The organism is Mucilaginibacter pallidiroseus (assembly GCF_007846085.1).
GTDB classification, from domain to species: domain Bacteria; phylum Bacteroidota; class Bacteroidia; order Sphingobacteriales; family Sphingobacteriaceae; genus Mucilaginibacter; species Mucilaginibacter pallidiroseus.
Map to the genome: position 1 here is coordinate 452,639 of NZ_VOEJ01000001.1, position 24,611 is coordinate 477,249.

The 24,611-nt window shown below is 40.9% G+C and carries 23 protein-coding genes; 6 read left to right on the top strand and 17 right to left on the bottom strand.

Translation table 11 applies throughout. The features are described 5' to 3' along the window. Positions 1-75: 75 nt before the first annotated feature. The 13 genes from FPZ43_RS02045 to FPZ43_RS02110 all read right to left on the bottom strand — a co-directional run bounded on the left by FPZ43_RS02045 (position 76) and on the right by FPZ43_RS02110 (position 15,526). Positions 76-1,320, bottom strand: coding sequence for a tetratricopeptide repeat protein (locus FPZ43_RS02045; RefSeq protein ID WP_146380177.1), 1,245 nt, complete (start codon positions 1,318-1,320; stop codon positions 76-78). A gap of 67 nt (positions 1,321-1,387) precedes the next feature. After that, entirely contained in the window at positions 1,388-2,464 is a 1,077-nt protein-coding gene (locus tag FPZ43_RS02050; RefSeq protein ID WP_186461740.1) for a tetratricopeptide repeat protein, read from the bottom strand. A gap of 36 nt (positions 2,465-2,500) precedes the next feature. After that, the gene (gene gyrA, locus FPZ43_RS02055; RefSeq protein WP_146380179.1) at positions 2,501-5,143 is read right to left on the bottom strand and encodes a DNA gyrase subunit A; all 2,643 of its coding nucleotides are present in this window, start codon (positions 5,141-5,143) and stop codon (positions 2,501-2,503) included. A 240-nt stretch (positions 5,144-5,383) separates the two neighbouring features. Further along, positions 5,384-6,691 (bottom strand): serine hydrolase domain-containing protein, encoded by a 1,308-nt coding sequence (locus tag FPZ43_RS02060; protein ID WP_146380180.1) that lies wholly within the window; start codon positions 6,689-6,691, stop codon positions 5,384-5,386. A gap of 49 nt (positions 6,692-6,740) precedes the next feature. Beyond that, positions 6,741-7,142: a hypothetical protein gene (locus FPZ43_RS02065; protein ID WP_146380181.1), complete on the bottom strand. Its 402-nt coding sequence runs from the start codon at positions 7,140-7,142 to the stop codon at positions 6,741-6,743. Then, positions 7,142-8,056 carry an oxygen-dependent coproporphyrinogen oxidase gene (hemF, locus tag FPZ43_RS02070; protein WP_146380182.1) on the bottom strand — a complete coding sequence of 305 codons (915 nt, stop codon included), beginning with the start codon at positions 8,054-8,056 and terminating at the stop codon, positions 7,142-7,144. The genes FPZ43_RS02065 and hemF overlap by 1 nt, the downstream gene beginning before the upstream one ends. A gap of 66 nt (positions 8,057-8,122) precedes the next feature. After that, the gene (locus FPZ43_RS02075; RefSeq protein WP_146380183.1) at positions 8,123-9,373 is read right to left on the bottom strand and encodes an MFS transporter; all 1,251 of its coding nucleotides are present in this window, start codon (positions 9,371-9,373) and stop codon (positions 8,123-8,125) included. A gap of 131 nt (positions 9,374-9,504) precedes the next feature. Beyond that, positions 9,505-9,702, bottom strand: coding sequence for a cold-shock protein (locus FPZ43_RS02080; RefSeq protein WP_146380184.1), 198 nt, complete (start codon positions 9,700-9,702; stop codon positions 9,505-9,507). 227 nt (positions 9,703-9,929) lie between these two features. Then, a complete protein-coding gene (locus tag FPZ43_RS02085; RefSeq protein ID WP_146380185.1) occupies positions 9,930-10,412 on the bottom strand; it encodes a hypothetical protein in 483 nt (160 codons plus the stop codon). A 228-nt stretch (positions 10,413-10,640) separates the two neighbouring features. Next, the gene (locus FPZ43_RS02090; protein ID WP_146380186.1) at positions 10,641-11,447 is read right to left on the bottom strand and encodes an SDR family oxidoreductase; all 807 of its coding nucleotides are present in this window, start codon (positions 11,445-11,447) and stop codon (positions 10,641-10,643) included. A 139-nt stretch (positions 11,448-11,586) separates the two neighbouring features. Continuing rightward, entirely contained in the window at positions 11,587-12,657 is a 1,071-nt protein-coding gene (locus FPZ43_RS02095; protein WP_146380187.1) for an SGNH/GDSL hydrolase family protein, read from the bottom strand. Between the two features lie 144 nt (positions 12,658-12,801). Continuing rightward, a complete protein-coding gene (locus FPZ43_RS02105) occupies positions 12,802-15,168 on the bottom strand; it encodes an endonuclease MutS2 (protein ID WP_146380188.1) in 2,367 nt (788 codons plus the stop codon). Further along, positions 15,149-15,526: a DUF4296 domain-containing protein gene (locus FPZ43_RS02110; protein WP_146380189.1), complete on the bottom strand. Its 378-nt coding sequence runs from the start codon at positions 15,524-15,526 to the stop codon at positions 15,149-15,151. The genes FPZ43_RS02105 and FPZ43_RS02110 overlap by 20 nt, the downstream gene beginning before the upstream one ends. Before the next feature lie 43 nt (positions 15,527-15,569). On the opposite strand from FPZ43_RS02110, the gene FPZ43_RS02115 reads away from it, so the two are divergent. Genes FPZ43_RS02115 through FPZ43_RS02130 form a run of 4 tightly spaced genes read left to right on the top strand, consistent with a single transcriptional unit; the run spans position 15,570 to position 18,837 of the window. Then, positions 15,570-16,250 (top strand): YggS family pyridoxal phosphate-dependent enzyme, encoded by a 681-nt coding sequence (locus tag FPZ43_RS02115; RefSeq protein WP_146380190.1) that lies wholly within the window; start codon positions 15,570-15,572, stop codon positions 16,248-16,250. Positions 16,251-16,295: 45 nt separating this feature from the next. After that, on the top strand, positions 16,296-16,766 hold the full coding sequence (locus tag FPZ43_RS02120; protein WP_146380191.1) for a GNAT family N-acetyltransferase: 471 nt from the start codon (positions 16,296-16,298) through the stop codon (positions 16,764-16,766). Between the two features lie 6 nt (positions 16,767-16,772). Further along, positions 16,773-17,579 carry a DUF3298 and DUF4163 domain-containing protein gene (locus FPZ43_RS02125; RefSeq protein ID WP_146380192.1) on the top strand — a complete coding sequence of 269 codons (807 nt, stop codon included), beginning with the start codon at positions 16,773-16,775 and terminating at the stop codon, positions 17,577-17,579. A 1-nt stretch (position 17,580) separates the two neighbouring features. After that, on the top strand, positions 17,581-18,837 hold the full coding sequence (locus tag FPZ43_RS02130) for an aspartate kinase (RefSeq protein ID WP_146380193.1): 1,257 nt from the start codon (positions 17,581-17,583) through the stop codon (positions 18,835-18,837). Positions 18,838-18,848: 11 nt separating this feature from the next. On the opposite strand, the gene FPZ43_RS02135 is transcribed toward FPZ43_RS02130, so the two are convergent. The 3 genes from FPZ43_RS02135 to FPZ43_RS02140 all read right to left on the bottom strand — a co-directional run bounded on the left by FPZ43_RS02135 (position 18,849) and on the right by FPZ43_RS02140 (position 20,381). After that, positions 18,849-19,559: a DUF92 domain-containing protein gene (locus tag FPZ43_RS02135; RefSeq protein ID WP_146380194.1), complete on the bottom strand. Its 711-nt coding sequence runs from the start codon at positions 19,557-19,559 to the stop codon at positions 18,849-18,851. Positions 19,560-19,707: 148 nt separating this feature from the next. Next, the gene (locus tag FPZ43_RS19205; protein ID WP_186461741.1) at positions 19,708-19,884 is read right to left on the bottom strand and encodes a hypothetical protein; all 177 of its coding nucleotides are present in this window, start codon (positions 19,882-19,884) and stop codon (positions 19,708-19,710) included. A 170-nt stretch (positions 19,885-20,054) separates the two neighbouring features. Beyond that, positions 20,055-20,381, bottom strand: coding sequence for a DUF6686 family protein (locus FPZ43_RS02140; RefSeq protein ID WP_315897956.1), 327 nt, complete (start codon positions 20,379-20,381; stop codon positions 20,055-20,057). 228 nt (positions 20,382-20,609) lie between these two features. On the opposite strand from FPZ43_RS02140, the gene FPZ43_RS02145 reads away from it, so the two are divergent. After that, the gene (locus FPZ43_RS02145) at positions 20,610-21,539 is read left to right on the top strand and encodes a helix-turn-helix transcriptional regulator (protein WP_146380196.1); all 930 of its coding nucleotides are present in this window, start codon (positions 20,610-20,612) and stop codon (positions 21,537-21,539) included. 20 nt (positions 21,540-21,559) lie between these two features. Here the strand turns inward: FPZ43_RS02145 and FPZ43_RS02150 are convergent, their stop codons facing one another. Beyond that, a complete protein-coding gene (locus FPZ43_RS02150) occupies positions 21,560-23,581 on the bottom strand; it encodes a tetratricopeptide repeat-containing sensor histidine kinase (RefSeq protein ID WP_146380197.1) in 2,022 nt (673 codons plus the stop codon). 236 nt (positions 23,582-23,817) lie between these two features. Between FPZ43_RS02150 and argB the strand changes: the two genes are divergently transcribed. Further along, positions 23,818-24,609: an acetylglutamate kinase gene (gene argB, locus FPZ43_RS02155; protein WP_146380198.1), complete on the top strand. Its 792-nt coding sequence runs from the start codon at positions 23,818-23,820 to the stop codon at positions 24,607-24,609. Positions 24,610-24,611: the final 2 nt, after the last annotated feature.

Below are 24,611 nucleotides of genomic sequence, written 5' to 3' on the forward strand. Positions count from 1 at the left end.
AATTAATATTATGTTAAGTAATAGTTCAAAATAAGAGCCTACTCTATTAAGTAGGCTCTTATTATAAGTTGAAACTTAGTTTAAAGCTTTGATTTTCGCACTGATTTTTGCTGCATTGGCATCATCGCGCTTGCCTTTATAGTATGTTAGCAAGTTATTTAACGCTTCCTGTGATTTAGGATTAATTTCTACAGCTTTTAACAAGTAAGGTTTTGCTTTATCAAACATAACGCTTGACTTAGCAATTGCAGCATCGTACTCTTTTTGTTTGTTTGCCGGAAGTTTGTTTGCAGCATTATAAACTTCAATAGCCGGGCTTATTAAAACGTAACCAAGGTTAAGATTTGCTTCAAAATAGTTTGGATCTATTTCCAATGCTTTTTTGTACATCTCTTCAGCTTTGGCAATGTTTTCAGCTCTTTTTGAAGTTAACGATCCTTTTGTAGCCGGGTCTTTAGCTTTTGCAATGTCGGCTGTAGTTTGATCTATACCTTGTGAATAAGCAAGACCGGCGTAGTAATACAAGTTTTTGTTTTTTGGATCGTTGGCAATGGCAGCGTTAACTTTATCTAACACTTCTTTTTGCTTACCAGTTTGCAACGCAATTTCAATTTCACGTTTCCGCAAATCTGCACTTGCAGGGTATTTAGCAATACCTTCAGCAACAGTTTTTGCAGCGCTTGCTGTATCCTTGGTACTTAAATAAAGTGACGAAAGGTCGAAGTAAGCACGCTCGTTACCCGAGTATTTGGTGGTCACAAGCTTTTTGTATCCGCTAATTGCAGCCGGGTAGTTTTGAGAGTTAACAGCTGCAATTGAAGTATAATAAATAGCGTTGGTATCCTCCGGCAAAACTTGGCGGTAAAAATCAAAAGATTTATAGGCATCTGCGTATTTACCTGCCTGGTATTCTTTTACACCTTTTTTTAACTGGTGTGAAGCCAATAAAATGTTGCCGTCTTCAATTACCTTTTTGTACTCCCCTTTTGTATCAAGTTCTTTTGCTTTTTTCAATGCTTCAGCAGCGGTGTTAAATAATGGAACTGAAGTAGTTTCTACAGTGTCCATTTCTGCATAAGCAGCATATATGGCTCCTTTTAACGCGTAAGTCTGCGGCATTTGAGCAGTTTTTTCATTAGCGGCAGCTTTGTCGATAGATGTTTTTGCAGCTGTAAGTTTCGGCATTGCTAATACGGGCTGGCCCTTAGTAGCCTGATACGTGTCAAAATTACTTTGTGCGCTGTTAAGCTCTCCCTTTTGCGCGAAAGCCGTCGCAGATACTAAGCCTAAAAGGCCCGCCATCAGAAATCTAATTTTCATTTATGTCTGTTTAAAGTGGATGATGAAGCAATGTAGTCGTTTTTCGATACATCACAACGTATAGTGTTTAATTTGTTATTTGTTCTAATTGATCGTTTATCCTGTCCAATTGGTTTTGGTTACCTGTTTTTGTATAAGCCAGTTGCAGTAACTGCAAGCCTTTTTTATCATTCGGCATCATCTCGTGGGCTTTCTCCAACCACAATATTGCGCTAGTGATATTTTTGCCATCATCATTGGTTTTAATTGCGCTTTGTTTAAAGTAAAGCAAACCTAAATTGAAAACCGGTTCAAATGCCGATCCGTTTAATTCAATAGCGCGCAGGTACATTGACTCGGCCTTATCAAATTGGTTTAAATTATCATAGCAATTGGCTGCTACAAATGCAATGTCTGCACTATTCGCATTATTTTCAATGAGCGGTATTAACAAATTCTCTAACGCTTTATAGTCTCTTTTGTTATTATAGATGTTGGCTTCGTCCTGCAATAGCTGCTTATCGGTTGCATAAAGCTTCCTCCCCTTTTTAATTACTTGTAATGCTTTAGCCGTATCGCCGAGTGTTTTGTAAATGCTTGATGCTGTCTGAATGTATTCAAGCTTGGCAGTATCTGTATTGATCAGGCCATCATAATATTTGGCGGCATCCTGCATGTTACCGGTCTTATTACTTGCATAAGCAATGTAAGTATTAATTGGCCGGAAACCAGGTGAATAAGCTTTGGCTCTTTCAAAGCAAGCTATCGCCTTTTTAAAGTCGGCATTTCGTGTTAATACGAAGCCTCTACGTATATAAGCGTTTGTAATGCAGCGCTTTGAGTAGTTTATTTCAGATTGAAATTTATAAGCATTTTTTTTAGCTGTCAACTGGTCGGCAAGCGCTGCAGTATTGTCAAGAAAATTTTCAGGCTGGTTTAACTTGTTCAGGGAATCTGTATAAACAATGCTCGAGTTTACAATCAGCCTGTAAATATTTTTCTCCATATCAGCCGAATCCTTTTTTGTTACAACAAGGCTATCGGCAGACTTTTTTGCGCGTGCAAGAAAAGTTAAATCACTTTTTTGCTTATAAAAAGCAAGGCTGTTTACAACTGTCTTTAACGCTTCAGTTTGGCTAAAGGCCAAAGAAGTTGTAAACAACATTAAAATCAATAACCCGATTTTGCGGCTTTGCATCAATTATTCTGTTTGGTCACCATCTGCAGGCTCATCGTCTGCGTTATCTGTCTCAATTTCAGTATCCTGCTTTATTGGTGCGTCTTCAGTTTCAGATAATACGTCTGCGTCAGTATGCTCCGCAATTTCTTTATCTGCTTCAGCTTCTGCAACCACAACCTCATCTAAAGTTTCCTCGTCATCGTGTTCAACCTTCGCAACAGATGCAATCTCATCATTGCCTTTAAGTGTAATCAATTTCACACCCTGGGTTGCACGGCCCATTACACGCAATTCACTAATAGCTATACGGATAATGATGCCTGATTTATTTATGATCATCAGGTCTTCCTTATCTGTAACACCTTTAATGGCTACAAGGTTTCCGGTTTTTTCAGTAACGTTAAGTGTACGTACCCCCTTACCGCCACGGTTGGTTACACGGTAGTCCTCAATGTCGGTGCGTTTACCATAGCCTTTTTCAGATACAACCAAAACGGTGGTCTCTTTATCATCTATAGCTATCATACCTACAACTTCATCAATCTCGTTATCAAGGCTTATACCACGTACACCGGTGGCGGTGCGGCCCATTGGCCTTACGGTAGACTCGTTGAAGCGAATTGCACGGCCCGATTTAAGCGCCATGACTACTTCGCTGCTGCCCGTTGTTAATGTTGCTTCTAACAACGAATCCCCATCGTTGATGTTGATTGCATTGATACCATTTGCACGCGGGCGTGAGTAAGCCTCTAAAGATGTTTTTTTGATAACACCTTTGCGGGTACACATGATTATGAAATTGTTTTCCAGGTATTCCCTGTCCTTAAGTGATTTGAGCTTGATGTAAGCCTTTATCTTTTCTTCTTTAGGAATGTTAATGATATTCTGTATGGCACGACCTTTAGAAGTACGTGTGCCTTCCGGAATTTCAAATACCCTTAGCCAGAAACACTGGCCCGACTCGGTAAAGAACAACATGTAGTTATGGTTCGATGCGATAAGCAAGTGCTCTATGAAGTCCGCATCGCGGCTATTGCTGCCAATTGCGCCTTTTCCTCCCCTTGCCTGTGTACGATACTCGGTTAACGATGTACGCTTAATATAGCCTTCACGCGAGATGGTAATTACAACATCTTCATCCTCGATAAAGTCTTCGGTCTGCATCTCTGCAGATGAATGGACGATCTCAGTTTTACGTTCGTCGCCGTATTTATCTTTGATCTCGGTAAGCTCATCTTTAATGATCTGCATACGCAAGCCTTCATCAGCCAGTACCGAACGTAAGTATTCGATTTGCTTCATCAGCGCGGCATACTCATCCTTAATCTTATCACGCTCAAGGCCGGTTAAGCGGCGCAGCGTCATATCTAATATGGCACGGGCTTGCAAATCGCTCAGGCCAAATTGAGCCATCAATCCTTCGCGTGCCTCATCAGGCGTGCTTGAAGCACGTATGAGTTTAATAACCTCATCAAGGTGATCAAGTGCTATTAATAAACCTTCTAAAATGTGCGCACGTTTTTCTGCCTCGGCCAGCTCAAATTTAGTACGGCGTATTACAACCTCGTGCCTGTGTTCAACAAAATAGTGGATCAGGTCCTTGAGGTTGAGCAGCATTGGCCTGCCACCTACAAGGGCAATGTTATTAACGCTGAACGAGGTTTGCAGTGCAGTATACTTGTATAGGTTATTTAAAACTATAGCTGCATTTGCATCACGTTTAATTTCATAAACAACGCGGATACCTTCGCGGTTAGATTCGTCACGTATTGCAGATATACCCTCAAGCTTTTTATCGTTAACCAGCTCGGCGGTACGCTCAATCATCAAGGCCTTATTTACCTGGTAAGGCACATCGGTTACGATAATTCGTTCACGGTCGTTATTGTAAGTCTCGATTTCTGCATGCGCACGAATCACGATACGGCCACGGCCTGTTTCAAAAGCCTGCCTTGCTCCTTCATAACCATATATAATACCACCTGTAGGGAAATCCGGGGCTTTCACATGGTTCATCAATTCTGATATCTCGATGTCGCGGTTATCTATCAACGCCAGCGTGGCATTAACAATCTCGGTAAGATTATGTGGCGGCATGTTAGTAGCCATACCCACCGCAATACCCGATGCACCATTAACCAACAAGTTAGGGAATTTCGATGGCAGTACAGTTGGCTCTTCTAAAGAGTCGTCAAAGTTCAGTTGGAAATCAATAGTATCTTTATTGATATCCGCCAGCATCTCTTCGGCGATCTTTTGCAACTTTGCCTCGGTGTAACGCATTGCCGCAGGTTGGTCGCCATCTATTGAACCGTAGTTACCCTGTCCTTCAACAAATGGATAACGCAGACTCCAGTCTTGAGCCATACGCACCATTGCATCGTAAACGGAGGTATCGCCATGCGGGTGATATTTACCAAGCACCTCGCCTACAATACGTGCAGATTTTTTGTAAGATTTGTTATTGGTAAGGCCCAAATCAAGCATACCATATAAAACACGCCTATGTACTGGTTTTAAACCATCTCGCACATCGGGCAAAGCCCTTGATACGATAACCGACATCGAATAATCGATGTACGCGGCACGCATTTCCTCATCAATATTTATGGATATAATCCTGTCTTCGCTCTGTGAATTATCGTTTTCTGTTTCTTCAGCCATTTCTTAATTATCAGTAGAAATATTTGACACTCAAGGCCTTTAAAAGTAGGCGAAGAGCGACCTGCGAAGATAAGAAATTTAACAGTAAATACGCTGTTTTTTACTAACATTCCGACTGTTTTGAACATGAAATCTATTTAGCTGACAAGGGGATCGCCGCTTTATTATGTCATTATCATTTCAAACAAAAAGCCGGATTTTCTTCAAGCCGACTTTTCGTATTTTTTATTAAACTGAGGTTTATTTTCTAACGATAAATTCCTTTATTTTATCAGATAAAAAATGCCCAAATGGCGGCTCCGAGTTTGATAATATCACCACCACGTAACCGGTGTTGTGGTAAATATTAAGTTCGGTACAAGCGTTTATAAAACCGCCGCTATGGCCGGTGATTACTTCGTTGCCTAACTTTTGGTATTCCTGGCCAAGACCCCACTCCCCTTCGTTAAAATTCATCAACAGTTTGGTTGTGGCAGGCTTAAGCAATTTGTTTGTTTTTAAGGCTTCAGCAAAATTATACAGGTCGAAAACTGTTGATGTGCCACCGCCGGCACCGCCGGTTTGCAAAGTGGATACCATTTTGACGGGTTTGCAAATATTACGTTGCAGGTAGTCATTGTATTTTTGGCCAGATATCTTTTCGATGATAAGGCCCAAAAGTATAAAGCCTGTGTTGCTGTATCTAAAGCCTTTACCCGGCGCAAAGTGAGGTTTATCATTTTCTATAGCAGGTAAAAAATCTTTATCGGTAAAGGATTTTCCGGCCATAGGGTCATAAGCCGGGTCTTCGAAATAATCGCCCATGCCGGATGTGTGCGTGAGCAATTGCTTTATAGTGATGCCGGATAAAGCCTTGTTTTGTAAGTGAGGCATTAGTTTGCCAGTGCTATCGGCAAGAGAAAGCTTACCTTTGTCTACCAGCTGCAGAACACTTACGGTTGTAAACAGCTTACCCATCGAGGCCAGATCCATTTGCTTGTCAACTTTATTTGCATTGCCTTTCGGGTCATTGCCATATGATTTGTTATAAAGTATATGGTTGCCGTTTGCAACAAGCACATTACCCGCAAAAACCTTTTTGCTTACCATTCCTTGTACGTAACCATCGAGCGAATCCAGAATTTGTTTTTGTGATAACGCACCCGCTTGCAGGAAACTTTTACTAAACCTTATCGGACGCATATGATGCTCTTTGAAATGCCCGAGAGAGTCGGTAATCCACATGAACCTTAGCCATGAGCCGTAAGCAACTGTTTGAAAGATGAGATCAGTTTCTGTTGCCGAGATGGGTTCAATAGCTTTTAAAGCAACTTTACCGCTACCAAAACGAAACTCACGTTGCATCTGACCAACGTTGTCGGCTATCTTCTTGGCATCAGTAAGTTGTGTGCTGTAAAACTTTCTATAAGTTGCAGAGTCGTTGGTGTTGTAAACTTCAGTTAGATTTTTGAAAAACTGCTGCTCGGCAGGAGAAGGTGTTTTGCTTTGTGCATAACCATACGTTTGCACAAATATGAGTATGTATAAAAGTGATTTTAGCTGTTTCATAATATCATTATAACTCAGCTTTTTAAAACCAGGTTACGGCGTTATAAAACTATTTCACTTTAAGCCATTTTTCCTGCACTATGGTGCCATTTGGCAACACGCCGCTAAATGTAAGCGTATCGTTTTTTATTTCGTACTTGTACTTTATGGTTACGTTTAACCATTTTGAAGGCTCTGCACTAAACGTTTGCGTTTCAGAGCACGTATCCTTGTCAAGCCTGTAGCTACCACGTTCATAATTGTAAGGTGCCTGTCCTTTCTCCAACAGTAAGGCGCTGTAGTGCGAAGCATCGTAATTGCGTTGCAGTACATAATCTTTAGAAGCAGGCGTTAATTTGCCATTATAAATTCCACCTACGTATTCCCACCGGCCTTTTATGCCATCAGCTACGAATGAGCTGAATACAGCAGCAATAGCAACGGCAATAAGTATTAATGTAATATTCCTCATTATACCCAGTTGATACCTTTTTTAAGTAGTGAAAGTGTTTTCTCTTCTTCGCTGCCCGGTTGCGCATGGTAATCATAAATCCATTTGGCGGTTGGTGGCAGGCTCATTAGTATCGATTCGATACGGCCATTGGTTTCAAGACCAAACTTGGTGCCAGCGTCATACACCAGGTTAAACTCGGCATAACGGCTGCGACGTTGATATTGCCATAGCTGGTGTTCATCTGTAAAGGCTTTGTCGCGATTGCGGTTTACCAGCTCAATATAAGTTGGTGCAAATGAACGGCCAACGGCTTTAGAAAATTCAAACACTTGCTCCCAACTAATTTCATCATTAGCAGTTAATCTGTCATAAAAAATACCGCCTATGCCCCTTGTTTCATCGCGGTGTTTGATGTGAAAATAATCATCGGCCCAAACTTTAAAGCGGCGGTAAAAATCGGCATGGAACTGGTCGCATACTGATTTCAGGGCACCGTGGAAGTGCTTTGCATCATCTTCGATAACATAATGTGGAGTAAGGTCAATCCCTCCGCCAAACCAGCGGATAGGCTCACTTTGTGAGCCGAATGACGAAGGCATTTCAAAGTACCTGATATTCATATGTATGATAGGCACAAAGGGATGATTAGGGTGGATAACTATAGATACGCCTGTGGCGAAAAAATCGTCCTGCTCAACATTTAGCGCCTTTTTTACCGTGTGCGGCAAATGACCGTGAACTGCCGAAAAGTTTACACCGCCCTTTTCAAAAATATTACCATTTTGGATGATACGCGTGCGACCGCCGCCGCCGCCATCTCGTTCCCAAATTTCCTGCTCAAACTTACCCAGTCCATCGGCTGCTTCAAGTGCAGTGCATATCTCGTCTTGGATTTGCTTATAATCCTCCGCAATCTGTTCCTTAGTAATCATGGCTGCAAATGTAGTTAATTGAATTAACAGGCAGTATTCCTAATCCCAAGCCTTTTATGATGCAGCTTAATTGGCCGGGGCTGAGTCTTCTTCGATATAATTGAGGTCCTTGCCAAATGTTTCCTTAAGTTGGCTTAGTGCGAATAAAGATAACAGCGTTAAAATAATCATCATGATATAGCCGCTTTTTACCATGCCGTATTTCACTACAAAAGCATTAAAGGCCATATTGATCGGGATGAGTGAGCCGCGTACAAAGTTGGGTACCGTGGTAGTAACTGTAGCACGGATATTGGTACCAAATTGTTCGGCAGCAATAGTCACAAACGTAGCCCAATAACCTACAGAGCATCCCATAAAAAAGCAGATCCAAATAAAGCGGGTATGCGTTATACCTACCGAACCTAAATAATAAAACGCTGTAACAACTGACACTATTAAAAAAATAGCCATGGTAAGCTTTCGCGATTTGGTGACCTGTGCAAGCAGGCCCGCAAAAATATCGCCTATAGATATACCAAGGTAAGTATACAAAACACCCTCCCCTGCACTTAAAGGTGCCTGGGCACCCAAAGCTTTACCAAACTCGGGCGAAAGCGTTACAAGCACCCCAACTACATACCACAACGGTGCACCTATTAGAATGCAATAAAGATACTTTTTAAATCTGGCGGCATTTGTGAAGAGCATAAAAAAGTTTCCTTTAGATACCTTGCTTTCTTCTACCCGTTTAAACATTCCCGACTCGAAAGTGCCAATGCGTAACAGCAACAGTAAGATACCCAAGCCACCACCTACAAAATAAGCAACCTTCCAATTGTACTTTGTGGCTACCCAATAGGCAGCACCGGCACCAAGTAAACCAATTACGGCAACTATCATGGTACCGTAGCCTCGTTTTTCTTTACTTAGCGTTTCGGCAACTAAGGTAATGCCTGCTCCAAGTTCGCCGGCCAGGCCAACACCTGCAATGAAACGTATTAAAGCGTAGGCTTCAACATTACCGGCAAATCCATTTGCAAAATTTGCCACCGAATACAATAATATCGACCCAAACAATACTTTGATGCGCCCAAGTTTATCGCCCATTACACCCCAAACAATACCGCCAAGCAGCAATCCAAACATCTGCACGTTTATAATAAACTGCCCTTCTTTAAGCATATCGGCATCAGCTACGCCAATGTCATGCAGGCTTGCCTTACGCACAATAGAAAATACCAGCAGATCATAAATGTCTACAAAGTAACCCAGCGAGGCCACGAGTACAAGAAAAACTGCATTTCTGGATAGTTTTGCCGAACTGGTATCTGACATATTTTATGGGGCTAATTATAAATTGGTTGGCCTAAAGTAGTAAAGCCGGTAAACAAAATGCAATTTTTTACATAAAAAAACCCCTGCAATTGCAGAGGTTTTTGATATTGTTAGAAGTAAAGTTGATTCGATCAGACTTTTTTTACATTGATTGCCTGCGGGCCTTTGCGGCCATCCTCAACTTCGTACTCAACATTGTCATTGTCTTTAATAGCATTTACACCGCCCTGTACATCTTTAAAGTGTACAAACAGATCCTTGCCTTCTTCAGTAACAATAAAGCCATAGCCTTTTTGTGTATTAAACCATTTTACTTTTCCAGTTTTCATTTTTAGTTAGCGTAAGGTATTAAATAAATTAGTTAGCGTTATCCGGATGTTTCAACTGAATTATAAATGATTAATAATCAATGTTAATACACAACCTTATATCCAAATATATAAAATATTAATAAGCAAGTAAAAAATATTTTTGAAGCACAAAGCACTAATATTGATCAACAAAAAAGGGCCACCGTTACCGGCAGCCCTAATAATATCAAGAGAAATTATTTTAATTATTTAACTTGCTGAAAGAAGTAAACATTTGCTGAAGGTGTTACCCTTAGCAACATCTCTTTGTTATCTTTTTTAATGTCTACAAAGTAAACGGTAGGTTCAATAGCCGGATCTGCACTGTTAGTATCAAACTTGATAACGCTGGCTACATCATAACCTTCATATCTGGCAGCAATTTCTTTTTGCGCTTTTGCGGGGATAACTTTATAATCGACATACTGTGTTACACCTAAAAACTCGCCGCGAGTATCATAAAACGCAGTCATTTTAACGTTGTCTACAGTAAACTCAGCTTTTTGTGAGTTTGCAGTAACAGTCCAGTTAACATTTTTAGCGCCAGAGAAATCTGCTTTGAAACGGTTAATAACAGCGTGTGATACATGCTCTGCTCCTTCGTCTTCAATTTTGATTGATGTATTGAAAGCGAAAACATTTGCAGTAAATAAAGCGGCAATTGCAGTTGTTAAAAATATCTTTTTCATTGTGTTGTTTTAATTTTAATTCCATAACAAAAGTATGGTACTAATATTAAAATGAAAAATTTACTCAAACTTTTATGAATATTTCATAATAACAGCAGCTTAAATTTTATTTTTTTAAAAATACGCTCTATACTTAGTGTATATTTTACAATATGTCAATCTTTTTTGCAATTACTTAGTGTATTATTTACAATAAGGGTATGTTGAATTGTCTTTTAATTGTAAAACTCAGCCATTGTCTTCGAAACCCGGGTACAAAGTCATCCCCCCGTCCGAGAAAATAGTTGTCCCTGTTATATAATCAGCTTCGTCTGACGCTACCCAGGCTACAAGCTTACCTATATCTTCCGGTTTGCCAATTCGTTTATAAGGTATCAGTTCCAGGAGCTTATCAAGTGCTTCCGGCGTTTCCCAAGCCTCTTTATTAATTGGCGTTTGTATGGCACCGGGGCCTATACCTACCACCCTGATTTTATGGGGTGCCAGCTCTTGCGCTATGCTTTTCATAAACATATTAATACCGCCCTTACTTGCTGCGTAATTTACGTGTCCGGCCCAGGGAATAACCTCGTGCACACTACTCATACAGATTATTTTACCTGCCGAGCGGCTTACACCCTCAACTACTCCCCTTGCCAGGAAAGCTTTCGCAGCTTCGCGCGAGCAAAGGAATTGGCCCGTAAGATTTACATCAATAACCTTATTCCAATCGACCAGGGTCATATCAATAAACTTTGCGTCTTTTTGCAAGCCTGCGTTGTTCACCAATATGTCGATCGAGCCAAACAACTCAAGGTGTTTTGCAAACATGGCCTGCACATCATGCTCGCTGCTTACATCTGCTTGGAAGCAGTGTGCATCGCCGCCTTTCTCTTTTATCTCAGCTACCACCTCCTCAGCGGACTCCTGGTTGCTGTTATAATTGATCAGAACCTTTGCCCCGGCCTGCGCTAATGCAATAGCCACGCCCTTACCAATTCCGCTATCTGCACCGGTTACCAATGCCGATTGCCCCTTAAGTTTTTGTGTTTCCATAATGTATATTAGCAATGCCAAATACACCGTTATGGTTTTAAATTTCCTGAAAATTTAAACTAAAAAGCAATTTGATAAATATCTCCGGGTATAAAAGGTCCGCTATTTTGAAAACTGACTAAATATCTTATTTAAATTCTTACCATTTTAAGGTCTTTTGCATGTAAGCAATTAAATCGTTAGCCATTGCTTGCTGCTCTGCGGCACTTGGGTGGCCCGGTGTATTTTTATATTTAAAAAAGTGGGTGTAGATATCCTTATCATTTAAACGGGCAACAGCTCTTTCAATATAACCCGGCCATGGCTGTCCCGGCTTTGTTGCATCCATACTTCCCAAAACGCATATGATTTTTGCAGCCGGATATTTGCTACGAATAGATGAGATGAATTTTTGATAACCGTTTATAAACACCGCCGGATCGGGCACCTTATCGCCGAAACGAGCTTTATACTGGTCGTGATTTGGTTGCCTTAACAGAAAAGCATCATTCTGAAATAAATTTACAATTACAACCTCCGGCGTAAATTTAGCAAAATCCCACTTATCGGTTGAGTCGCGGGCATGTACGCGGTCGTAAACATCAGGCATTACGTACGGAAACCAGCTTATGGTTATGCCTATACCACTTTTTACAATAGCGTTGTATTCGGCGTTGAAGTGGCGTGCGGTTAAGTTTGCATAGCTTTTATAGGCATTTTCAAATTCGTAGGCGCCCCTATCCTGCCCTGTGGTATCCTCAATAGCGTAACCGGCTGTTATAGAGTTTCCGTAAAACTCCATCCTGTGTTTGTAGCTTGGCGGTGCCAGTAATGTGGCGCCTGAAGATAGTGTAATGTTATATAACCAAAGCGTGCCCCATTCGTATTCGGTGCGTTTAAAAAGTTGCAATTGGTGTTTTTCGTTGGTAAGTCCGCTTGCCAGATCATACTCATGCTTGCCCTGCGCCAGCCTGATAACGGTATCAACCTTATCATCAACTACAACGGTCATGTAGTTTAAGCCGTTATCATCTTTGATAGTGGCCTTTGCACTTGTACCTTTAAAATTAATGATTACCGAAGATGCCGTCCAGCTCATTTCTGCAGCGCTATCACGCATGGAAATGCGCCCCATGTACTTTACCTGCGGGTTATTAAAATTAATGGTAGTTTGCGCCAAGCTTGTTAGCGCGCAGATAACAAAAAGTAAGAGCAAACAATGTTTAATCATATTCTTAGATTTAAGATTTAAACTTTTTCTCCAAATTGTAAAAGGTAGCCGTTATTATCGTAAACGGCAAATTCTTTCACGCCGTAATCAAATGTCTTTAGAGCACGGGCCTTATAATTATTTAATCTGCTATCCATATGCTGTTTACTTCAGGTACACATAGGTAATACCATCGCCGCCCCTGTCCGGATGTTCATCTTCCATACGATCAACCTGCTCATACTTTTTAAGGTACTGGCGTATCATTTTACGCAATATACCATCTCCCCTGCCATGTATCACTTTAAGGCTGCCAAAGCTCATCATCAGGGCGCGGTCAAACAGTTTTTCTATAGCGTGTAAAGCATCCTCGGTGCGCATCCCGCGAACATCGATCTCCGGGCTGAAGTTTGCCATATCACCCGTGCTATTGTTACTCGTATTGCGGCGCAGCTCTTTTGGTACGGCAGCCTTGCTTACCTTTTCAATTCGTTTCCGTTTAACAACGGTACGCAATTCGCCCATGGCAAGCACGGCATTATCTTTTATCAATTCAATAACCTGCCCGGTGGTGTCGCTGTCAATCAGTTTAACCCAATCGCCTGGCTTAATTTCTTCATCGGTTTTCGGCGCAGCTTTGGGCTGTTCGGCCTTTACGGTATTCTTTTTAAGTTCGGTATTTAGGTTATCACGCAGCGATTTTGTTATCTCTTTATCGGCGTTACTGCTTTTTATTTCGGCAATGGTATTTTCTACCAGTTTGTTGGCGTTTTGTATAATGCTTTTGGCTTCCTGCTTTGCCTCGCGAAGCAGGTTTTTCCGGTTTTCGTCTAAAAAGCTCTTTAGCTCTTCGTTTTCGGCAAGCAGGGTATTTACTTTGCGCTGCTGCTTGTCGAGCTTTTGTTTGGTATCAAAAATCTCTTTTTTCTCACGCTCAAGATCAACTAACAAACTATCTACCTTTTTTTGCCCGGCGCTAATCTTGTTACGGGCCAGGTTTAGCACATTTTGAGGCAGCCCTATCTTTTGTGCTATTTCAAAGGCATAAGAGCTACCCGGTTTACCCACTTCAAGCATATAAAGCGGCTGCATTTGCGCATTGTTAAATAGCATTGATGCATTTTCAATACCCTCGGTATTGCTGGCAAATATTTTAAGGTTGGAGTAGTGGGTGGTAACCATGCCCCTTACCTTTTTATTGTTTAGTGCTTCAAGAACGGCTTCGGCTATAGGACCACCAAATTGCGGGTCGGTACCGGTACCAAACTCATCAATCAGTATCATGGTTTTGCCGTTGCTGTCTTCAACAAATTTCTTCATTTTAGACAGGTGGGCGCTGTAAGTACTCAGGTCACTCTCGATAGACTGGTCATCACCAATATCTACAAAAAACTGTTTAAATACGCCCGCCACACTATCCGCCCCGGCAGGGATCAACAGCCCTGCCTGCACCATCATTTGCAGCAACCCAACGGTTTTCATACAAACAGATTTACCGCCCGCATTTGGGCCCGAAACCACTATCACACGCGTGGCATCATCAACTTCTACGTTGAGCGGCACAACCGTTTTTTGTTCCTTACGGAAGTTTAAGAACAACAGCGGGTGCCTTGCATTAAACAGCCGGAAACGAGCCTCATTTATCAGCTTCGGCATTTCGGCCTCAATATCAATTGCAAACAATGCTTTTGCTCTTACAAAATCCAGCTTGGTTAGCAAACCGTGGTACGACAAAAGCAAAGGCACATAGGGTCGCAATTCATCTGTAAGCACGGTAAGTATCCTGATCACTTCTCGACGGCGATCAAACTCCAGATCCCGGATGCGATTGTTCAACGAAAACACCTCTTCGGGTTCCATAAAAACCGTTTGGCCCGAAGCCGATTCATCATGGATAAAACCCTTTAGCTTGCGTTTATTTTCGGCCAGCAAGGGTATACAAAGTCGGCCATCGCGTACGGTTAATGAGCCGTCGGCAGTCCAGCCGTTTCCTGAGGCAGTTTTATATATCTGATCAATCTTTTTTCTTGCTTCCTGCTCGGCCTTGGAAATTCCCTGGGTAATGTCCATCAAATCGCGTGAGGCGTTTGCACGCATCTTGCCTTTTTGATCAATTACCTGGTCAATCTTTTTCAGGATGATCTTCTCTATCGGTAAATGCTCAAACAGCGCTTCGAGATTTGGATATTGGCCAACACGCTCATTAAAATAACCAATAACCGCAAACACAGTTGTAAGTGAAGTTTGGATCTGAAAAAACTCCTCTTCGGACAGGAAGGCACCTTCCAGCCGGGCTTTATTAGCAAGTGATTTTATATCATAAAAATGATTTATAGGCAGGGCATCATCATTTTGCAGGATGTTTTTAAACTCATTTGCTTGGTTTAAAAATTTGTTAATGAGGTCGTAATTACTCATTACCTGAATCTTATCAACCATTTGCTGCCCCATAATACTAAGGCAGTGGGTTTTTATTAATTCTTTAACTTCGGTAAAACCAAGTTTATCGGCACTATTGGACGGGTACAGCATTTTTTATTTTAGAGTCGCCGGTTTTGTTTAATGAATCTGTCTTGCGCTGCATAATGGCCATCAGTTCATCATACATACCTTGCAGCACTTCGGGGTTTTTGGAGTAGTAAGCAAAGCTGCGTTTAAACTGTGCACCATTTGTATGGTGTTTATCAAATACCTGTTTGTACTTATTTGTTCCGTACCTGTAAAGGCTATCAGCCTGTTGTGGCACTATATACAATTCGCCATCGGCCAGGTGTATGTCGGTTAGCAGGCTTATCATGTGCGGGCGGTCCAATATACCGGCGGGTTTATCTTCCTTGCAGGCAGCACAAAACAGCAATACTGAAAAAAACAAGATGATATATTTATGCATTCTGTAATTTAGCGGCGTTTATAACAAACAAAATTACGGATAAATGAGCATTGCAGATAATATCAAAAGCTTAAAAAAGGAAACAGAAGCCATAAAAGTTAAATTGATTGCCGTTTCTAAAATAAAACCCGCAGCAGATCTGCAAGAAGCATATGATGCGGGCCAAAGGCTTTTTGGCGAAAACATGGTGCAGGAGATGGTAGAAAAACAAACTCAGCTGCCCCAGGATATCGAATGGCACCTTATAGGGCACTTGCAAACCAACAAAGTTAAATACATAGCTCCCTTTGTAAGCCTTATACAATCTGTAGATAGCATTAAACTGTTACAGGAAATTGATAAGCAAGCCCTCAAGAACAAACGCGTAATAGACTGCCTTTTACAGATTTATATAGCCGACGAGGAAACCAAATACGGGCTGGGCTTTGATGAAGCGATTGAGTTGTTAAGAAGTGAAGAATTTGCTGCTTTAAAAAATATACGCATACGGGGATTGATGGGCATTGCCACAAACACTGATAGCGAGAAACAAATCAAAGAGGAATATTACGAGCTTAAAACTTTTTTCGACGGTATAAAGGTTAGCTTTTTCCGTAAGGAAGATTCGTTTGATACCCTATCAATGGGTATGTCTTCAGATTACAAGATTGCTATTGAGCAAGGCAGTAACATGGTACGGCTGGGCAGCACCATTTTTGGAAGCCGTGCAAAAAAGACGGTTTAACACCCTGCATAACCCGGCTTTAACAAAACAGTAACTTTTACACAAATGACAAATTATAATATCCGCGTAGCTACCAAACGAGATTGCCCCCGTTTGCTTGAGTTGATAGTTGAATTAGCTATTTATGAGCGCGCGCCCGATGAAGTAACCGTTACGCTTGAAGCTTTTGAAGAAGCGGGTTTTGGAAATAAGCCAGTATGGAAAGCATTTGTAGCCGAAGACAACGAGGTAGTTGTTGGTTTTGCCCTGTACTACATACGCTACTCTACCTGGAAGGGCCAACGCCTTTACCTTGAAGATTTGATTGTTACCGAAGATTACCGCGGCAAAGGTTTAGGTAAATTACTGTTTGACAGGATTGTTACCGAAACCCGTGAGCTTAATTTGAGCGGCATGGTTTGGCAGGTGTTGGACTGGAACGAACCGGCGATTAACTTTTATAATAAATATGGCGCAACTATTGAGGATGGATGGCTTAATGCATCATTATCGAGAGAGCAAATATTAAACAAATAAATTTATATGAAGTTAGCGTTGTTATTTATTATTGCTGTGCTGGGCTTTTCAGCATGTGTTTATAAGGTAGACCAGCCTAAAAAAGAAACGGGCATCTTTAAAGATACCGTAGCATACCAGTATAAAACCATTCATGAACGAGCAGCTGACTGCGGCTCAAAACCAGATAGCACCTGTACAGTAGCCCATATAAAGTACCCAGAATTTAGTAACCAGTCCCAATTAAACGATACCATAAAAGGTAAATTGATAATGATGTTTGCTATGGATGGCAAAAGCGCCGATACAAGCCTGGCTGCAATGGCAAAAAACTTTATAGCCTCGTACGAGCGCTTTAAAAAAGAGTCGCCAAAGTCGCCTATGTTTTATGAATTGCAGGATGATGTGAAAGTTGTACAGCAAGACTCGGCGCTGATTGCACTTGAATACAATGGTTACACTTTTCAGGGAGGTGCACACGGTGCAAGCTTCACCGGTTTTATTAACTGGAACCCGGCTGCAAAAAAAGAGGTGTTGTTGAAAGATGTACTGATTGACAATTACCAACCGGAGCTGACTAAAATTGCAGAAAAAATCTTCCGTAAAAATGAAAAACTGAGCGATACAACTTCGCTTAAAACAAACTACTTTTTTAAAGGCGATAAATTCGCGCTCAACGAAAACTATTCCATTACGCCGCTGGGTGTAAAGTTTGTTTACAATCAATATGAAATTAAGCCCTATGCGGCCGGCCAAACGGAGTTGTTTATTCCGTATGCGCAAATAAAAACCTTAGTGCGGCCAAACACGGTTGCTTCACAATTTTTAAAATAGAATGCTGGTATTCAAGTTCGGTGGTGCATCTGTTAAAGATGCCGAAGGTGTTATTAATTTAAGCAAGGTTGTTGAAAGTTACACAGGTAACCAGATACTTGTTGTAGTATCTGCAATGGGTAAAACAACAAATGCCTTGGAGCGACTTACCGATGCTTACTTTAACGGTGCTGAGGATATGCACTGTATCTTTGAGGAAATTAAAGATTATCACTACCATATTATACATCAGCTATTTGGCGATAATCACCCCGTATTTAATGAGGTAGCCAATACTTTTGTTGAAATTGATTGGATGATTGAAGACGAACCGCACGACGATTACGACTTTATTTACGATCATATAGTATCTGTTGGCGAATTGGTATCAACCCGTATTGTAAATGCCTGGTTAAACCATACCGGCATTACCAGTAAATGGGTAGATGTGCGTGGTTATATACATACTGATAATACCTATCGCGAAGGTGTGGTTGATTGGGAGAAAACCAAAGCCAGCATTCAAAAGGACATCCCTGCGTTGTTAAATAACGGGATAGTGGTTACACAGGGTTTCCTGGGCGGAACGTCAGAAAATTTCACAACTACGCTTGGTCGTGAGGGATCTGATTATACGGCATCCATATTTGCTGCCAGCCTCGCGGCCGAATCTGTAACAACCTGGAAAGACGTGCCCGGCATACTAAACGCCGACCCGAAGCTATTTAATGATACTGTTAAGTTTGATGAGTTGAGCTACCAGGAAGCCATTGAAATGACTTACTACGGCGCAAGTGTAATCCATCCAAAAACAATAAAACCACTGCAAAACGCAAACATTCCATTGCTCGTAAAGCCGTTTATGGAACCGTCGGCGGCAGGAACAGTAATCAAAGAAGGCGCAGTAAATAAATTTGATAAGCCGGTTATTATTGTAAAACCGAAGCAAGTGTTGCTATCTGTTGCTACCAATGATTATTCTTTTATCAGCGAAAAACTTTTGAGTGAAATATTCAGCGTCTTCGCGAAATATCAGGTTAAGGTAAATGTTATGCAAACATCAGCATTAAGTTTAAGCGCATGTATAGATTACAAGTCCGACCGTTTTGAGCAATTATTGGCAGCGTTGCAGGCTGAATTTAAAGTGAGATATAACAACGATTTAACATTATACACACTAAGACATTATAGCGACGAAGCAGTTAATAATCTAATTGGCGACAAAACTGTATTGGTAAAACAAACCAACCGTAATACGGCACAATTGGTGGTTAAGTAATTATTTTAATGTTACAACAGTACCAATAGCCAGGCAAATAAAGCTGCTGAAACGGTATTAACAAAATTTACCACGTCATTATCAATAAAGCCTTTTCGCTCCAAACTAGCGCCAAGTACGGAGTCGGTTAAGTTGCCAAATACACCTCCTGCTATGATGTAAAGGGTTGCCGAACTCCAACCAAAACCTAAAGAATATATGCTTGCTATTGCGCACGCACCCATCAGGCCCAAAAGTGTACCTTCCAAGCTTATAACACCGTCTTTACCCTTTTCATCGGTCTTTAAATTAAGTACATTGTAAAACCGTTTGCCGTAAACCGTGCCCAACTCTGATGAAATTGTATCAGCCGTAGCTGATGCAAGCGAGGCCGCGACCAACACACCAAGAATTGTGGTGTAATCCTTAACTACGCATATCATTAAAGCAAAAATACCCGCAGCTGCCCCATTGGCCATTACCTGCCCGGCATCTCGCCGGTGCGATTCATTTCTCAGACCTGTGACTTTTTGCTTTACAGACCTTTTATGCCCGGTGGCCCAAACCGCCAGGATGAAAAATGCAGCAAGTATGGCAATACCCCATAACCCCATTCCGCAGTATATGGCCATTGCTATTATGCCACCTGTAAGCGCTCCCGACAGCGTTAGCTTGCCCAACTTGTAACTTGCAAACACGGCAACAATTAGCACTACTATGAAGGTTATAGTTGAGGTTAGCATCAATAGTAAACTGTTTTGGGTTATTAGATGTAAAGTTGATCCAATTTGTGACAGTTATTATGAAAAATACTTTTTGCTTTAAACTTTAACTGTTGATAACGAAAAAGCGCCACCTTTGTATAAAAGTGGCGCTTTTTACGTAAAGCTATTAATGTTGTTTCTTTTGCGGCTGGTGTGCGCTGTCTCTGTTAGAAGTTTGGTCGGAGCGTTGACCGCCACCATTACTTACCCCTTTTTGTTTTTGCATTTCTTTCGGATCGTTATAAGCTCGGTTTGCGGTTGAAGTCCCCTGTCCTCCATCATTGAAACTTGGTTGATTTTTCATAACAGATATAATTTAGTTAACAAAACGGCTTTATGCCGGCTTGTTAACAGTATCACAACAACTGTACCGATATCTGCAAATTATAACAATTTACAACTACCGCCATTTTTTAAACAGCGGGGGTAGTCATACCAAATCTGGTTTTGTTTCAGGGCAACGAGTGTTAAACGCTATCTTGATGAATAAATTAAGTTGTAAGCGTCTAAAAGATAGCTGGCCTCGAGCATTGCTATATTGAAATCGCTCCACTCCTCTTCGGTAAATACAAGATTGATGTCACGATTGGGCGTGCATAAAACAACCCGTTTCGAGCCATCCGGGAACGGAAAGTTACGATCATCAAAATCCAGATCTTTGGTAAAGTTTTGAAAAGAAACGAACTGCTCAGGCGTAAAACAAAGCATCAAGTTTTGATGCCAAATGTTTAGCATGCTGCATTCAGGGCAGTGACTGATAACAGTTGTGTTTCTACGGGTTAGTATTTTAGTCTCACACATAATATCTGTCTTTGGTGCCTGCCTTACCTGCAGCACATACGCACCGCCACAGGTAAACAGGACTTACATCAAAATGAGAACACACTATGAAATAGAATTTATTCTAACTAGTCTAAAATACAAAACTTTAATTTATTTAGACTAATTAAAAATAATAATGCAAATTTGCTTACACGGCTGTATTATTGATAACGCAAAACGGATTAAAAACAACGCCAAACGGATTTTATGCCTACTACCAATTCGCCCAACCATTCCAAACATAATCTACACCAGGGTGTAAGGAAGTCTTTTGATAAGGCGCCAGTCACCATATCAAAAAATCGGAGTGAATTAAGCGTACATAAAATTTGGTTTAAAGGGATAGGAGTCTGTTGTTGGACATTTGATGCTGATGAATTTAAATCTTTAGATTTTGACTCAGAAAAAATTGAATTCGTAATGGGATTTGTATTGAGTGGTAATGCTTCAATAAATACCGGTGAATGGAAGGCAACTATTAGTAAGGGCAAATATTATTCCTGCAATAGCTCTGCGGTAACACACCAGCTTTCCTTTCAAAAGCCCACTACTTTATTGATGATGACTTTTGAAAATTCGGCTATCGAAAAATTACATAATGAGTCGTCGCAATATAGCCCAGTAATTTTTGCAGATGGTGTAGCTATAGAGGAATATCGCTTTACAGCTATGGGGCCAGTTATAAATGAAATAGCGAAAGCTATTAAAGCCAAACCTGTTAAACGAATTTACCTGGAAGCAAAGCTTCTTGAACTGTTATCATTACAATTGGAAAAAGGTGCTGAGACGGATGAAGAAGATCTTGGTTTTAATGAAACAGATATTCAACGTTTGCATGAAGCCAAACTTATAGTCTCGCAGAATCTGCAGACGCCCTGCTCTTTGATTGAACTTGCCCGAAAAACCGGGCTTAACGACTTTAAGTTAAAAAAAGGTTTTAAAGCGCTTTTTGGGGCTACTGTATTTGGCTACCTAAACAATTTGCGAATGGAACAGGCATATAAGTTACTGACAAATAATGCCACAGTCGGTTACGTAGCCGAGGTTGTAGGCTATAAAAATGCACAGCACTTCACCGTTGCCTTCAAAAAAAAGTATGGTATTTTACCAAGCCAGGTAAGCAAAAACAAAAGCTGAACGTTTCACTGCAGCAAGTTTTATTTGATAAGTGGCAGCTTAACGAAAAAGACGGTTTCGCCATCCTGGCTTGTAAACCATATTTTACCGCCATGTTGCTCAACAATCTTTTTTGTGATTGAAAGGCCAAGCCCAAAGGGCTCCTCTCCTCCTGTGCCCTGTCGTTTAGCTTTTGTGAACATTTCAAAGATGTGATCCTTATCAGCCTCGTCAATACCTATACCGTTATCTGTGACGGTTGTAAGTGCAAAGGTACGGTTGTCGGTAAGCGCAATATCAACCTTAATTTTCCCGCCTGCATGGCTAAATTTAATGGCGTTTACAATCAGGTTATTGAATATGCGCCATACTTTTTCCTGGCTGCCCAATATCCGCACGGGCGCATCGTCCGCATCAAAAATAAGTTCCTGGTTTTTTTCTTTAGCTTTAAAGTGTAGCAGTTTTACCGAATCATGCAGTAAGGCTTTTATATCGAGAGATTGCAGGTCAAGCACATCATTTTCATTAGCCAGGCCCGATTTTAGCAATTCATTGATCATGCCTATCGAGTTGGTGCAGGTGCTCTCAATCAGCTGAAGTATTTGCTTGTTTTCTTCATTAAGTTCGTTGTCTTCAAGTAATACTAGAGTCAAGCCAGATATACCTGCAAGTGGGTTGCGTAAGTCATGCGCCATAATCCGCATTATCCGTATGTAGTTTTTGTTAGCCGCTTCCAGTTCAACCAATGTTTGCTGTAGCTCTTTGTTTTGGCTGGCGGTGACTTTCTGACTTTCACGACTTGAACCCAGGTTCTTGTTAATGAGTGCAATAATGATGGACAATAGTATAACTGCTATTGTCGCAAACAGTATGTAAAGCATCTTAAGCTTGTCGCTATGCTTAAGCGTTTGGTAGGCCTGCTCCTGCTTGTAAAGATCTTGCTCACGGTCTATGTCAAGTTTATAAATATTTGCTGATACGCGCTCCAAAGAGTCGTTAAGGCGGATGTAGTTGTTAATATATTGATAAGCCTGCTCGGACTGCCGCGTTTTAACCAGGTATTCGGCATACAGCCTGTTCCATTTTAAATCAGACGATGCGTTTTCTCCCCGGTACTTGTTAAGTAGAAACCTGGTGCTATCAAACTGGATAGCAGCCTTGTCGTATTCGCCAGTTTTGAGGTATAATTTAGCAAGCTTAAGGCGCGGCGGAATTTTACTTCCATTGGTTTCCGGTACGTTGGTATTTACGGCTTTTAATAAGTAGTCCTTCGCCTTTGATATGCTATCTTTACTAAGATATAAGCCTCCCATATTATCGTATAAAACAACCAATGAGCTGTTTATCATAGTGGCAGGGATAGACCGTCGTGTGTGCGCGCTATTTAATAATATGTAGCTTAAGCGATAAAAATACAGCGCACTATCAATAAGGCCAGATTGCTCGTATGAGAAAGCGGCATTGTTTAAAGCTGCCTGTTTAAGATGAAACAGCTTTTGGGGTTGGTAATCATTGCAATTGTTCAGCAATTCAAATGCTCTCGCAGAATACCTTGCTGCTACTCGATAGTTTTTTTGAATATAGTAGATCTCGGCAGTTTTCGAGGCCATATAACCATTGTCGCAGCTACTTTTTTTTAACAACGTTTTGGCCTTACTGTAATAATCGAAAGCTTCATTATATTGCTTTGCAAACATAGCAACATCGCCTTTGGTAAAAAGAGCTTTTACGTAATAGTTCTGGTATGATGATGACCTTTCACCTGCCTTAAAAAAAGCCAGGGAGCTATCGGCATACAGCTCTTTCGTTTTACGATCGGCAACAAAACCGGCCATCAAATTGTAATAGGTTGTAACAAGCGGATCTGTTTTGCTTATGCTGCCGCGCACGTCATGTGCGAGTTTTATGGCTTCGGCAGTCTTTCCAACAAAAAAAAGGCTATCTACCGCAGATAGTTTTTTTGTTAGCCTTGCGTTGCTATCTTCTTTTTTAAAATTACAGGCATTAAGCACTAGTATCAAAGCTATCAGCCCGAGCATTTTAACTGCTCTAATTGAAATCATTAATATCTATTATAAAGGGTGTATTATACCAAATATAATATTTACAACTAATCTGTATATCAGAAATTTAAGGTTTAACACAAATAGTAAAGGCGCAAGTAATATTAGTTAACACCATTGCGTAAAACAAAAACAGCAGCGAAAATCGCTGCCGGTTTTATAACGAATAATTTCAAACAATCGATCTCTCAATTAAAAAATCGCTATAATTGCTATCGAACTTATATGATTGGCTGATGCAAAAACTGCATGTAATTAAAATAGGCGGAAATGTTATTGATAATTCCGAAAACCTGCACCGCTTTCTAAAGGATTTTACAGCACTTGAAGGATACAAAATACTAATACATGGTGGTGGTAAGGTTGCTACGCTGGTATCTGAAAGTATGGGTGTTGAAGCACACATGGTAGATGGGCGCCGTATTACTGATATCGATACACTCCGGATTGTAACTATGGTTTACGCGGGTCTCATTAATAAAAATGTGGTTGCACAGTTACAGCATTATGGCACTAATGCGATTGGTCTCACTGGTGCCGACGGCGATTTTATTCGCGCAAAAAAGCGACCGGTAAAAACAATCGACTATGGTTTTGTAGGAGATATATCTGATAATTCGATAAACCCGGAAAACATCAGCAAGTTGCTGGAAGCTGGTTTCACCCCGGTATTTTGTGCCCTTACCCACGATGGCGAAGGACAGCTGCTTAATACGAATGCCGATACTATAGCCTCTGCCCTGGCGGTGGCATTATCAAAGCTGTATGAAACTACATTGGTTTATTGTTTCGAGAAAAAAGGTGTATTGCATGATATAAATGACGATGATTCACTTATCCGCGATATAAATCCTGAACGATACGACCAATTAAAAGCAGACAAAATAATACATAGCGGCATGTTGCCGAAAATGGATAATGCATTTACAGCAATAGCTTGCGGTGTTAGGGCGGTTATTATCGGTCATTCTGATGATTTGGGCCAGCTTAAAGGCGGGCATTCATTCGGTACACGTTTAAGCAATTAAAA

Coding starts and splice junctions, on each gene's coding strand:
- FPZ43_RS02045 (WP_146380177.1), bottom strand. CDS start 1,320: ATGAAAATTAGATTTCTGATGGCGGGCCTTTTAGGCTTAGTATCTGCG.
- FPZ43_RS02050 (WP_186461740.1), bottom strand. CDS start 2,464: ATGTTGTTTACAACTTCTTTGGCCTTTAGCCAAACTGAAGCGTTAAAG.
- gyrA (WP_146380179.1), bottom strand. CDS start 5,143: ATGGCTGAAGAAACAGAAAACGATAATTCACAGAGCGAAGACAGGATT.
- FPZ43_RS02060 (WP_146380180.1), bottom strand. CDS start 6,691: ATGAAACAGCTAAAATCACTTTTATACATACTCATATTTGTGCAAACG.
- FPZ43_RS02065 (WP_146380181.1), bottom strand. CDS start 7,142: ATGAGGAATATTACATTAATACTTATTGCCGTTGCTATTGCTGCTGTA.
- hemF (WP_146380182.1), bottom strand. CDS start 8,056: ATGATTACTAAGGAACAGATTGCGGAGGATTATAAGCAAATCCAAGAC.
- FPZ43_RS02075 (WP_146380183.1), bottom strand. CDS start 9,373: ATGTCAGATACCAGTTCGGCAAAACTATCCAGAAATGCAGTTTTTCTT.
- FPZ43_RS02080 (WP_146380184.1), bottom strand. CDS start 9,702: ATGAAAACTGGAAAAGTAAAATGGTTTAATACACAAAAAGGCTATGGC.
- FPZ43_RS02085 (WP_146380185.1), bottom strand. CDS start 10,412: ATGAAAAAGATATTTTTAACAACTGCAATTGCCGCTTTATTTACTGCA.
- FPZ43_RS02090 (WP_146380186.1), bottom strand. CDS start 11,447: ATGGAAACACAAAAACTTAAGGGGCAATCGGCATTGGTAACCGGTGCA.
- FPZ43_RS02095 (WP_146380187.1), bottom strand. CDS start 12,657: ATGATTAAACATTGTTTGCTCTTACTTTTTGTTATCTGCGCGCTAACA.
- FPZ43_RS02105 (WP_146380188.1), bottom strand. CDS start 15,168: ATGCTGTACCCGTCCAATAGTGCCGATAAACTTGGTTTTACCGAAGTT.
- FPZ43_RS02110 (WP_146380189.1), bottom strand. CDS start 15,526: ATGCATAAATATATCATCTTGTTTTTTTCAGTATTGCTGTTTTGTGCT.
- FPZ43_RS02115 (WP_146380190.1), top strand. CDS start 15,570: ATGAGCATTGCAGATAATATCAAAAGCTTAAAAAAGGAAACAGAAGCC.
- FPZ43_RS02120 (WP_146380191.1), top strand. CDS start 16,296: ATGACAAATTATAATATCCGCGTAGCTACCAAACGAGATTGCCCCCGT.
- FPZ43_RS02125 (WP_146380192.1), top strand. CDS start 16,773: ATGAAGTTAGCGTTGTTATTTATTATTGCTGTGCTGGGCTTTTCAGCA.
- FPZ43_RS02130 (WP_146380193.1), top strand. CDS start 17,581: ATGCTGGTATTCAAGTTCGGTGGTGCATCTGTTAAAGATGCCGAAGGT.
- FPZ43_RS02135 (WP_146380194.1), bottom strand. CDS start 19,559: ATGCTAACCTCAACTATAACCTTCATAGTAGTGCTAATTGTTGCCGTG.
- FPZ43_RS19205 (WP_186461741.1), bottom strand. CDS start 19,884: ATGAAAAATCAACCAAGTTTCAATGATGGAGGACAGGGGACTTCAACC.
- FPZ43_RS02140 (WP_315897956.1), bottom strand. CDS start 20,381: ATGTGTGAGACTAAAATACTAACCCGTAGAAACACAACTGTTATCAGT.
- FPZ43_RS02145 (WP_146380196.1), top strand. CDS start 20,610: ATGCCTACTACCAATTCGCCCAACCATTCCAAACATAATCTACACCAG.
- FPZ43_RS02150 (WP_146380197.1), bottom strand. CDS start 23,581: ATGATTTCAATTAGAGCAGTTAAAATGCTCGGGCTGATAGCTTTGATA.
- argB (WP_146380198.1), top strand. CDS start 23,818: ATGCAAAAACTGCATGTAATTAAAATAGGCGGAAATGTTATTGATAAT.